The organism is Actinomadura darangshiensis (assembly GCF_004349235.1).
GTDB classification, from domain to species: domain Bacteria; phylum Actinomycetota; class Actinomycetes; order Streptosporangiales; family Streptosporangiaceae; genus Spirillospora; species Spirillospora darangshiensis.
Genome location: NZ_SMKY01000076.1, coordinates 23,853 through 33,842, shown reverse-complemented (window position 1 = coordinate 33,842; position 9,990 = coordinate 23,853). Strand labels below are relative to the sequence as shown.

9 protein-coding genes are annotated in these 9,990 nt (G+C 67.8%); 4 read left to right on the top strand and 5 right to left on the bottom strand.

The window, feature by feature from the left end; all coding sequences use genetic code 11:
• Positions 1–242: hypothetical protein (locus tag E1293_RS48625; protein ID WP_207938919.1), on the bottom strand; the 242-nt coding region annotated here is incomplete at its 3' end.
• Between the two features lie 867 nt (positions 243–1,109).
• On the opposite strand from E1293_RS48625, the gene E1293_RS18500 reads away from it, so the two are divergent.
• A complete protein-coding gene (locus E1293_RS18500; RefSeq protein ID WP_132198669.1) occupies positions 1,110–2,126 on the top strand; it encodes a DUF418 domain-containing protein in 1,017 nt (338 codons plus the stop codon).
• Here the strand turns inward: E1293_RS18500 and E1293_RS18495 are convergent.
• A complete protein-coding gene (locus E1293_RS18495; RefSeq protein WP_132198668.1) occupies positions 2,112–3,554 on the bottom strand; it encodes a serine/threonine-protein kinase in 1,443 nt (480 codons plus the stop codon). The two genes, E1293_RS18500 and E1293_RS18495, sit on opposite strands and share 15 nt — an antisense overlap.
• 564 nt (positions 3,555–4,118) lie before the next feature.
• Between E1293_RS18495 and E1293_RS18490 the strand changes: the two genes are divergently transcribed.
• Genes E1293_RS18490 through E1293_RS18480 form a run of 3 tightly spaced genes read left to right on the top strand, consistent with a single transcriptional unit; the run spans position 4,119 to position 7,275 of the window.
• The gene (locus E1293_RS18490) at positions 4,119–5,171 is read left to right on the top strand and encodes a precorrin-3B synthase (RefSeq protein WP_207938918.1); all 1,053 of its coding nucleotides are present in this window, start codon (positions 4,119–4,121) and stop codon (positions 5,169–5,171) included.
• On the top strand, positions 5,168–5,788 hold the full coding sequence (locus E1293_RS18485; RefSeq protein ID WP_132198666.1) for a precorrin-8X methylmutase: 621 nt from the start codon (positions 5,168–5,170) through the stop codon (positions 5,786–5,788). The genes E1293_RS18490 and E1293_RS18485 overlap by 4 nt, the downstream gene beginning before the upstream one ends.
• The gene (locus tag E1293_RS18480) at positions 5,788–7,275 is read left to right on the top strand and encodes a precorrin-2 C(20)-methyltransferase (RefSeq protein ID WP_132198665.1); all 1,488 of its coding nucleotides are present in this window, start codon (positions 5,788–5,790) and stop codon (positions 7,273–7,275) included. Before E1293_RS18485 ends, E1293_RS18480 begins: the two co-directional genes overlap by 1 nt.
• On the opposite strand, the gene E1293_RS18475 is transcribed toward E1293_RS18480, so the two are convergent.
• From E1293_RS18475 to cbiE, 3 genes are read right to left on the bottom strand one after another with little or no spacing between them, the layout of a single operon-like run.
• Entirely contained in the window at positions 7,266–7,988 is a 723-nt protein-coding gene (locus E1293_RS18475; protein WP_132198664.1) for a cobalt-precorrin-6A reductase, read from the bottom strand. The two genes, E1293_RS18480 and E1293_RS18475, sit on opposite strands and share 10 nt — an antisense overlap.
• Complete coding sequence (cobM, locus tag E1293_RS18470) at positions 7,973–8,728, bottom strand: precorrin-4 C(11)-methyltransferase (RefSeq protein ID WP_132198663.1); 756 nt, start codon at positions 8,726–8,728, stop codon at positions 7,973–7,975. Before cobM ends, E1293_RS18475 begins: the two co-directional genes overlap by 16 nt.
• Entirely contained in the window at positions 8,725–9,942 is a 1,218-nt protein-coding gene (gene cbiE / locus E1293_RS18465) for a precorrin-6y C5,15-methyltransferase (decarboxylating) subunit CbiE (RefSeq protein WP_132198662.1), read from the bottom strand. The genes cobM and cbiE overlap by 4 nt, the downstream gene beginning before the upstream one ends.
• Positions 9,943–9,990: the final 48 nt, after the last annotated feature.

Sequence of the window (9,990 nt, the reverse complement as noted above, 5' to 3'; positions counted from 1 at the left end):
GAGCCTTCCATCGCGGCGAGCCCCCCGCCAACTCCACGCCTCGCCTCGCCTCGCCTCGCCTCGCCCAGGAACATCTCGAACGCTTTGCGTCCCTCCGGCCCCAGACTCGCGAAGAGAAGGACCGCCTCCGGATTCAGCCGGACGATCTGGCACTCTTCCTGGCCCTTCGCACCCGATCTCGGCCGACGCAACACCGTCCGCGCCCCGCGCGACACCCACACGGCTGCGCCCTGCCCCTTCATCGGACGACTCGAACCACACCATGTGGCATCCCTCCACACCTTGAACGGAGCCCCACTTGTCGGCCAGCCCATTCACCATGAGCCCCCGCCCGGACTCACCCATCCAGCGCCCTGAGCCGGGATCAAGGAACGCCCCTGCGAACTCCCGTCGTCCTGGATCTCGACCCGCAGCCGCCGAGCCGCCACCAGCACCGTCACCCACACGCCACCACCAGGCCGCCACGGACCAGGAGAATGCGGGAATATCAGAGGGATCGGGCTCGGAGTAAGAGCAGGGAACCCGGCGGCTTACGTCCTGGCGCCGCGCGGTTGCTCCGTTCCCGCCATAGGCGGCGTAGTCCCGGCTTAGGTGAAACTCCCCGGTGGGTTGGGGCAGGCAGAATATCGTAGCCACCCCGAAGAGCCGCCGTGAAGGAGTTCGCCAGCGCATCGCGGCAATTCAGCCTCAAGTGGTGTCGGGGTGTTGGCCGCAACCCCAGTGCGGCCTGTGGGTTGGCAGAGGAGACGAAAGTGAGACCGCGTGTGGTTTGACCCTTAGCTCGGTGCATGGTGCGGTACCCGGTGCAACTACTGGCCCGGCGTCAGTTTCGCGCGGATCGCCGGCGGCACTTGGCGGCTGCGCAAAGGGGGAGGGGTAGCAGCGAGAACCTTGTGCTGGCGGTGCCGCGTTGGGAAGCGGGTGAGATGTCCTCGTTCGACGGTGAGTTGGGGGTGAACGGTGAAGAACTCCTACCGGAGTGGCCGTTTGGCAAGGTTCTGGCGGGTGCGAAGTGGGGCGTCTCGGACCTGGCGTAGGTCCTACGGGTCGCGAAGTTGGGCGGTGTGTGGTGTCGTGGTTCTCGTACCGCCGTGATACGAGGAGGGCACGTGCTGACACCGCTGGAAGAGCCAGCGTCCGACCGGGTTCGCGCTCGCCGGGGTGTAGTGTTATCGCGTAATACCGAGGTTGATGTTCTACGTGGGTTCGCGCTACTTGGTATCTCGATTGTCAACACTGTGGGGACTTCCAATATGCCCACAGGAGTGGGCAATCCGGGCCCGGCGTTCTGGGCGTTCGAAACACTGTTGCATCAGAGATTCTTTCCGATCTTCTCATTCCTGTTCGGCGTGAGCTTCGGACTTTTCCTCGACGCGGTCAAGGACAGAACGAGACACCCACGGCTCGCGATGCTGGCCCGCCTGGGGTTCCTGGTTCCCTTCGGCATGTTGCACCGGACACTGGAACCGGACGAGGTTTTGGTGAGCTACGCTGTTGTTGGAATTGTTGTATTGCTGCCCGCCTCCTTCCTTCCGGTGCGCGCGGTCGCAGTTACGGGTGTCCTCGGTGCGCTGGCGGGGGTTGCGGCGGGTGGCGGCACTTGGATTATTCCGGGAGTATTCCTGCTCGGACTGAGCGCACAACGGTTCAACATCAAAAGGGCGACAGAGGCGCGCTTCCGGAACCTTGCCATCACAGCACTTGCGGTCGTTTTGCTAGCCCTGTGCCTCGATGTTTGGCAAGTAGCCAGCAACGCAGATACAGGATCACGACTGGCATCCTCAGCAGGTCTCGCCACTGCTGGCGCTTATGTAACCACCATCATGCTGATATTCCGCGCACGCGGCGGATGGGCTGTGCTGCGGCGTCTCGCGCCGGTGGGTCGCATAGCGTTGACAGGGTACATCGGTGCGACAGTACTAATCATTGGCGTGAGCCATCTTATAGACCTGGAAACAGCGCCAAGGTATGGAACGGCAATCTCAGTGGGAGTGTTTGTATTCACCGCCGAGTTGATATTCAGCTGGATATGGCTAAGGTGGGCGCGATATGGCCCCCTAGAGTGGATATGGCGTTGTCTAACGTGGTGGCAACTGGTGCCGAACCATCGCTCAAGCCAGACTTAGGCCGCCTTCTCCATGGACGCTATCTTGGTTGTACTCGTATAGGAGTGACTGCGGCTTCCGATGTGTCAGCGTAATGATAATTATCTTCTTGCAGCCGCCCCGGCCTATATGCTCCTCAACGATAAGGCGGGATTTAGCAGCGGAAACGAGCTTGAGCGTCCCATGGCATCCCGCTGATGAATATTCGCTCTGCCCTATCTGCTGCGTAAGTTTTCCGCCGGTTATGGTGATTAGTGCCGAGAAGGTTTCTTCGTCTGTGTCGTGGTGTGTGATTACGCCGGTCCATCGGCCGATGAATTGCGAGGGAACGTCTCCGTAATCCTCGACAGGATCAGGTGTTTGGGCAGTCGAAGAAGTGGGTTTGCCGGAGGGGCTGTATGGCAATGATGACGGGGAATTGGTGAAGGCTGTTGAGCCCGGAAGGGAACCCTCTTTCGACCCCTCAGTCCCATTCTGTCGATACAATGAAATGACGACGTATCCGCCTCCAACAAATATCATGAGAAGGCAGACAGCGAGGAAGAGACTCAGCGCTGGTGGAACGGATGGAATCGGACGATGCCTCGCCTCGTTGCCGTTTGGTGCGCTGAGCGGTGATGGTGGCGGCGGAGAGGCGACAGATTGACCTGCCCCGCTCGTGAGACGGCGTACGATTTCAGCGACCGGTGGGCGTGCAGCCGGATCTCTACTGAGCGATTGAGCGACAATCTCATACAGGCTCGAGTCTAGGCCATCCAAGCGTGGCGGGTCGTTTGCGACATGGAATAGGACCTCGGAGAGTGAGGTGCCGCTAAAAGGGGCGTGGCCAGTGCTGGCGTAGGCTACAAGGCCGCCCCAGGAAAACACGTCGGACGCTGGCGTGACGAGTCTTCCCGCCATGATCTCTGGCGCCTGGTAGGCGAGAGTCCCGACAATTCTATCGTGAGTGGCACTCGCTTGTGTGTGGGCCTTTGCTAGCCCGAAGTCGATGACTCGCGGTCCGACACCGGACAGTAGGACATTGGAGGGTTTCAGATCACGATGAACGATGCCAGCGTCATGGATGTCGGCTAGCGCGGTAGCGACGCCTAAGGCGAGCCCGGCCAGGTCCGCGCCCCTGAGAGGTCCGCTGTCTGCAACAGCTTCGGTAAGGGTCGGACCCGGGATGTACTCGGTCACAACGTAAAGGAGGTGTCGGTCGAGGGAAGCGTCAAGTATAGGGGCGGTGCAGAACGGGCGCACCTTGCGGGCTGCCTCGACTTCACGACGAAAATGCTGATGGAAGACTGAGTTGCTCGCAAGGGTGACGTTGATGACCTTAACGGCTACCTGCTGGTTGTGCTCATCTTGACCAAGGTAGACCGTTCCCATCCCGCCCTGTCCTAGGCGGCCCGTGAGGCGATATCGGCCGAGCTGTTGCGGGTCGCCATGGTGCAACGGCGTTGCCATGGGGTCCTCCACGGTGATCTTGGACAGGGCTAGAGGAAAGCATAGCGCCGAGAGGAGACGGGACGGGCCGACAGTGGTCGGCTGCCCCGTTTGAGGCGCCGAGGCGGGGCCGGCAGAATGGCCACGAGGCCACCCATAGGGCGACCGTAAGAGGAGTCCGGCCGACTCCGTTGCGGTAATTCCGTCTTAGGGGTGTCGGTCCAGAGAGGCCGACAGCATGCAGGCGTTGATCCACTGGGAAGCGCTCCGCCGACAGTCGGCGGAGTCGGTAGGTCATGGGATGAAATGCGGCGGCCTCGTAGGCGTCCGAGGCGGTGGGCGTACACGACATCGCTAGCGGCGGTGACAGGTGACCGGTACGGCTGCGGGCCAGGTGGGAACCAGGCGGATGCTGGCACGCAAGGTGCCCTGAACGATCTCGCGCGAGCGCATCTGAGGGAGTGCGCACCAGGTAACGCGAACCTGTACGGCAGTGTGGCGTGTCCGCAAGGTGTGGCTAACATCCTCATCGTGCCGAATGTCCATGCCGTGGGACGTGCGCGTGCTGACGCTTGTCCTGGGGCGTTGCAGACCCATGATGCTGCCGACGGGCCGCTGGCGCGTGTCCGGGTGCCGGGCGGCGCGGTGTCGTCTGCGCAGCTCAAGGTGCTCGGAGCTGCCGCCCATGAGGTGGGGTTGGACGTCATCGAGTTGACGTCCCGTGGGAACCTCCAAGTGCGCGGTGTCCGCGATCCGGCGGTGTTCGCACAGCGGATCGCGGAGGTCGGGCTGCTGCCGTCTCCGGATCATGAGCGGGTGCGCAATATCGTTGCATCGCCGCTGGGCGGACGCGGCCGGCATGGCGTCCTTGAGACAGATTCGCTCGTCGCGGAGCTTGACCGGGCGCTTTGTGCTCGTCCTCGCCTGGGCGGGCTGCCAGGACGGTTCCTGTTCGCGTTCGATGACGGCACCGGTGACGTCGCGTCCCTGCATGCGGATCTCACGCACACTTCCGACGGTCTTCTACTGGCCGGGGCGCGGCTCGTCCTGCCGTCCGACGATCCGGTCGGGGTGATGGTTGCGGCGGCCGAGCTCTTCCTTAATGTTCGCGGTGATGCCTGGCGTCTGGTCGAGGTGCCGGATGCTCCGCAGCGCATTGCCGCGGAGCTCGGCGGGACGCTGGTGGATGTCGCAGGCGTAGCCGCGCCTCCGCGTCCGCACGCAGGTCTTGTTGAGCAGCGGGACGGGCGGGTCGCGTTGGAGGTTGTGCCGCCGCTCGGACGAATTTCGGGGACTCAGGCCGAGGCGCTCGCCGAGGTCGCGGACGAAGTCAGGGTGACGCCATGGCGCAGCGTGGTCGTCCGGGACCTGGTTTTGGTGGATGCGCGCCGTATCGCGGCACGGCTCGACTCGGCTGGGTTCGCTACCGACCCGGATTCGCCTTGGGTCGGGGTCACCGCGTGCACGGGGAGCCCCGGGTGCGCGAAGTCGCGGGGTGACGTGCAGGGTGAGGCTCGGCGCTGGGTGGGCGGGCTGGACGGTGCGCCCGAGACGCCCGTCCATTGGGCGGGGTGTGAGCGGCGCTGCGGGATGCCCCGTGGTCCTGTCGTGTTGAAGATGGCGGAGGAGCAAGAGTGATCGATTACGTCCGTGACGGTGCGGAGATCTACCGCCGGTCGTTCGCCACCATCCGCGCCGAGGCCGACCTCGCCGGCCTGCCGGACGACGTGGCGCGGGTCGCGGTGCGGATGATCCACGCGTGCGGCATGACCGACCTCGTCAGCGATCTGGCGTGGTCAGAGGGTGTCGTCGAGCGGGCGCGGGCGGCATTGCTGGGCGGCGCGCCGATCTTGTGCGATGCGCGGATGGTCGCGTCCGGGATCACGCGGAAGCGGTTGCCCGCTGACAATGACGTCGTCTGCACGCTGGCCGAGCCGGAGGTGCCCGAGTTGGCGGCGCGGCTCGGTACGACGCGCAGCGCGGCGGCGTTGGAGCTTTGGCGCGACCGGCTGGACGGGGCAGTGGTCGCGATCGGCAACGCACCGACCGCCTTGTTCCGGTTGCTGGAGATGGTCGAGGCGGGCGCGGTCCGTCCGGCCGCCGTTCTTGGGATCCCGGTCGGGTTCATCGGCGCGGCCGAGTCGAAGGAGGCGCTCGCCGCGAGCGGGCTCGATCATCTGGTGGTGCGCGGACGGCGCGGCGGCAGCGCGATGACGGCGGCGGCGGTCAACGCGATCGCCAGTGAGGCGGAGTGATGACGGGACGGCTGTACGGAGTCGGCGTCGGCCCTGGTGACCCGGAACTGGTCACGGTCAAGGCTGCGCGGCTCATCGAGACCGCCGACGTGGTCGCCTTTCATTGCGCACGGCACGGGCGCAGCATCGCCCGGTCGGTCGCCGAACCGTACCTGCGGGACGGTCAGGTGGAGGAGCAGCTCGTCTACCCCGTGACGACGGAGACGACCGGTCATCCGGGTGGCTACCAGGGGGCGCTGGACGAGTTTTACGCCGACTGCGCCGCCCGGCTTGCCGTCCACCTCGACGCTGGGCGGACGGTCGTGGTGCTGAGCGAGGGCGATCCGCTGTTCTACGGGTCGTACATGCACCTCCACAAGCGGCTCGCACCTCACTATCCGACCGAGGTGGTGCCGGGCGTGACGTCGCTGAGTGCGGCGTCGGCGGCGGCCGGGCGTCCGCTGGTCGAGCGTGAGGAGACGTTGACCGTCCTGCCGGGCACGCTGCCCGGCGACGAGCTGGCCGAGCGGCTGCGCGGCACCGACGCGGCGGCCGTCCTCAAGCTCGGGCGGACGTTCACCAAGGTCAGGCAGGCATTCGAGGACGCCGGACGGCTCGGTGACGCCTGGTATGTCGAGCGTGCCTCGTCCGCCCGGCAGCGGGTCGTGCCGCTCGCCGACGTTGATCCGGCGGACGTCCCGTACATGTCCCTTGCCCTGCTGACGAGCCCGGCGGAGACCTCCTTCAACGCGCCACCTCCGGAACGGCCGCAGGACGCCGGCGCGGTCACGGTCGTCGGGCTCGGCCCGGCCGGACGGCCCTGGCTCACCCCGGAGGCGCAGGACGCCCTCGCGTCCGCCACCGATCTCGTCGGCTACGGCCCCTACCTGGACCGGGTTCCCGCGAACCCGCGTCAGCAGCGGCATTCGTCCGGTAACCGGGTGGAGGCCGACCGGGCGCGGCTCGCGCTGACGCTCGCGCAGGATGGGGCGCGGGTGGCCGTCGTCTCGTCCGGCGATCCTGGTGTGTTCGCGATGGCGGCGGCCGTGCTGGAGGTGGCGGACGAGGACGAGTTCGCAGGCGTGCCAGTACAGGTCGTGCCAGGATTGACCGCGGCGCAGGCCGTCGCGGCGCGGGTGGGCGCACCGCTGGGGCACGACTTCTGCGTCCTGTCGCTGTCGGACATCCTCAAGCCGTGGGGCGTGATCGTCCGGCGGTTGGAAGCCGCCGCCGAGGCCGATCTGGTGGTGGCCCTCTACAACCCGTCGTCCAGCCGCCGGAAGCATCAGCTCCCGGCGGCGCGCGATCTGCTGCTGGAGCACCGCTCCCCCGAGACGCCGGTCGTGATCGGCCGCGATGTCGGCGGCCCCGAGGAGAGCATCACGGTGACGACGCTCGGCAAGCTGGACCCCGACGACGTCGACATGCGCTGCCTGCTCATCATCGGATCGTCGACCACCAAGATCACCGACCAGGGCGTCGTCTACACGCCGCGCCGCTATCCCTGAGCCCAGGCAGCGGCGGCCTCGACGTCGTCCGTGGTCCGGACGTTCTCCGGTAGACGTGGGCGGTCCACCATGACGACTGGGAGCCCGGTCTCGCGGGCGGCGACGAGCTTCGCGCGGGTCAGCGTGCCGCCGCTGTCCTTGGTGACCAGCACTTCCAGTCGGTGACCGCGGATCAGCGCGCGCTCACCGTCCACCGTGTAGGGGCCGCGAGCCAGCAGCACCTGCACGTTGGACGGGACGGGCGGCTCCGGCGGGTCGACCGACCGCGCGAGGAACCATGCGTCCGTCCGGGCGGCGAACACCGGGATGCTGCGGCGGCCCGTGGTGAGGAAGACGCGGGCGCCAGACGGAAGGACGCCCACAGCGGCGGCCAACGACGGAACGCGTTGCCAGTCGTCGCCGTCCTCCTCAGACCAGCCGGGGCGGCGCAACGCGAGCAGCGGCACACCCGCCAGCTCCGAAGCACGTGCGGCCGAGGCGCTCATCGTTTCCGCAAACGGGTGCGTCGCGTCCACAAAACGGTCGATCCGGTGGTCGCGAAGCCAGACCGCCAGCCCCTCAGCGCCGCCGAACCCTCCGATGTGCACCTCACCGACCGGCAGGCGCGGGTCGGACACGCGCCCAGCGAGCGACGACACGACATGAACATCCACCAAGGAGGCCGCGAGGGCACGCGCCTCCGCCGTCCCGCCCAGGATCAGGACGCGCCGCACGCCCGGTCCCGCTCGGCGCTGTAGAGGTGGCTGTCGGGAAACGCCGACGCCGTCAGAACGCGCCCGACGACGATCACGGCCGTGCGCTTCACTCCCGCCTCGCGTACAAGATCGGCGATGTCGGCGAGGGTGCCGCGCAGAATCACCTCGTCCGGACGGCTGGCGCGCGCAACCACCGCGACCGGGCAGTCCGCGCCATAGTGAGGCAGCAACTCGGCCGCCACCTCGTCGATGCGCTGGACGGCCAGATGCAGCACCATCGTGGCGCCGCTCGCACCAAGCGTCGCGAGGTCTTCGCCGTCCGGCATCGGAGTGGCGCGCACAGCGGTCCGGGTCAGGATCACGGTCTGCCCGACCCCCGGCACCGTCAGCTCCCGTCCCAACGACGCGGCCGCCGCGGCGAACGCCGGAACGCCCGGCACGACCTCATAAGGCACATCCACCGCGTCCAGCCGCCGCATCTGCTCCGCGACCGCGCTGAACACCGACGGGTCGCCCGAATGCAGGCGCGCGACGTCCAGCCCATCGTCGTGGGCGGCGATCAGTTCGGCGAGAATCGCGTCCAGGGTCATGTCAGCGGTGTCGACAAGACGAGCGCCGGAAGGGCAGGCGTCCAGCAGTTCGCGAGGAACCAGCGATCCCGCGTACAGGCAAACCGGCGCAGACTCCAGGACGCGCAACCCCCGGACGGTGATCAGATCGGCGGCGCCAGGGCCGGCGCCGACGAAGAACACCGTCATTCCGGGTCCTTCCGCACCGTCCAGAGGGTGACGGCCAGCGCGGGACGCCAAGCCGTGAACCCGCCGAGCGGCCCGGCGCGCTCGATGCCGACGCGGATCAGTTCGCCGCCGTGGGACCTGCGGTACTCGGCCGCCTTGGCCTCGGATTCGAGGGTGACGGCGTTGGCGACGAGGCGTCCGCCCGGCTTCAGCGCGTCCCAGCAGCGTTCGAGCAGGCCCGGGACGGTGAAGCCGCCGCCGATGAAGACGGCGTCGGGCTCGGCAAGGCCCTTCAGCGCGTCCGGTGCCTCGCCCTCGACGACCTGGACGCGGGGCACGCCGAGCGCGACCGCGTTGGCGGCGATCCGCTCGGCCCGTTTCGTGTTGCTCTCGATCGCGATGGCCTCGCAGGCCGGGTGCGCCCGCGCCCACTCGATCGCGATGCTGCCGGAGCCGGCGCCGACGTCCCAGAGCAGCTCGCCGGGCAGCGGGGCCAGGCGGGACAGCGTGACCGCGCGGACCTCGCTCCTGGTGATCTGCCCGTCGTGCTCGAAGGCGTCGTCGGGAAGCCCGGCGGTGCGGGGCAGCGGCGCCGCGTCCGGGCCGGGGACGCACTCGACGGCGGTGAGGGTGAGCGGGGACGCGGCGGGCTCCGTCCACTCCTCCGCGACGCCGTGCTGGGTGGTCTCCTCGACCGAGCCCAGGTCGCCCAGGGCGGTCATCCGGCTGGGTCCGAAGCCGCGGCCGGACAGCACCGCGGCGACGATGATCGGGGCTTCGCGTCCCGCGCCGAGGACGAGGATGCGGCGCCCGGGGGCGATGACCGCGTTCAGTGCCGCGGCGGGACGGCCCACGATGCTGACGACGTCCACCCGGTCCAGCGGCCAGCCGAGCCGGGCGCACGCGAGCGACGCCGACGACGGGTGCGGCAGGACCCGGAGCCGGTCGGGGCCGAGCATCCCGGCGAGGGTGGACCCGATGCCGTGGAACATGGGGTCGCCGCTGGCCAGGACGGCGATCCGGCGGTCGGCGTACCGCTCGATCAGGCCCGGCAGCGCGGGCAACAGGGGCGACGGCCAGGCGACCCGCTCCGGCTCCTCGACCGGGACGAGGCCGAGCTGCCGGTCGTTGCCGAACAGCACGTCCGCCGCACGCAGCGCCTCACGCGCGTCCTCGGAGAGCCCGTCCCAACCGTCGGCTCCGATCCCCACGACGGTGATGACACTCGTGTCCACGGGCCTCCTCGGGGGTGAAATGCGGCGCCGAGTCTATCGCTGGCAGAC

What these genes read in the sequence shown, in the direction of transcription:
- E1293_RS18495 (WP_132198668.1), bottom strand. Translation starts at nt 3,554, where the DNA reads ATGGCAACGCCGTTGCACCATGGCGACCCGCAACAGCTCGGCCGATAT.
- E1293_RS18480 (WP_132198665.1), top strand. Translation starts at nt 5,788, where the DNA reads ATGACGGGACGGCTGTACGGAGTCGGCGTCGGCCCTGGTGACCCGGAA.
- cobM (WP_132198663.1), bottom strand. Translation starts at nt 8,728, where the DNA reads ATGACGGTGTTCTTCGTCGGCGCCGGCCCTGGCGCCGCCGATCTGATC.